Origin of the sequence: Streptomyces sp. 13-12-16, from assembly GCF_002114215.1 — a bacterium.
Taxonomy (GTDB): domain Bacteria; phylum Actinomycetota; class Actinomycetes; order Streptomycetales; family Streptomycetaceae; genus Streptomyces.
In genome coordinates, this window is the sequence record NZ_NCTE01001357.1 from 1 (window position 1) to 871 (window position 871).

Below are 871 nucleotides of genomic sequence, written 5' to 3' on the forward strand. Positions count from 1 at the left end.
CTCCACCAGTGCGCGGATCTCCCGCTCGGCGGCGGTCAGCGCGCCGAGGCGGTCGTCGGCCTCCAGGCCGTCCTCCGCCGCCGCGAGCGCCGTACGGGCCCGGTCGTAGCGCTCGATGGCCGGGGCGAGCAGCTTGTTGTCGAACGCCGGGTCGGTCGCCGGGCCCGCGGGCGGGCACCGCAGCTGGCCGTCGGCGTCCCGCGCGAGCTCGGCCTCCTGTGCGGCCTCCGCCCCCGAGCGTCCCTCGGGCGGGTCGATCCAGGCGAGCAGCGCCCCCAGGTGCTGGTCCTCCAGGGAGGACTGCCCGGTCGCCCAGTGCCGGGCCAGCACGTCGCTCATGGCCAGCAGCAGCGAGGAACCGGGCACCCGGGCCCGCTCCCCGAAGTGCGTCAGCCACCGCCCGAGCAGCGGCACCCGGGGCGGCGCCGGGAACGGGGCCTCCGGATCCTGCTCCGCCGTGCGCCGGAACCGCATGGACCGGCCGAGGAGCCGTACGAGGTCGATGCCGGCCCGGGACGGCACGATCAGCTGGGGCGCGTCCGCGCACAGCTCCACCTCGACCTTGACCCGCTTGCCGGTCTCCGGGTCGGTCTCGGCGCGCTCGGCGGCCTCCACGACGTCCGCGAAACCGTCGACGTACGGCAGCACCACGTCGGCCAGCTCGGCCAGGAACGCGAAGCGGAGGTCACGGTCGCGCGGCTGCGGTACGACGAGCAGCCGGGGCGCGTCCCGGTCGGTGCCCACCAGCGCGCCGAGCGGGGCGCCCGCCTCGCCGGCGGTGATGAGCGGCACGAAGACCAGGGGGCGCTCGGAGAGGTGCCGGTGCCGGACGGTGGCGGCGGGCTGGGCGCGGCCGGTGCTGACGGCCTCC

At 77.4% G+C, this 871-nt stretch carries 1 pseudogene; it reads right to left on the minus strand.

Annotation, left to right across the window (positions count from 1 at the left end):
• A pseudogene (locus B7767_RS40810) lies at positions 1-871 on the minus strand (hypothetical protein); the annotation flags it as partial.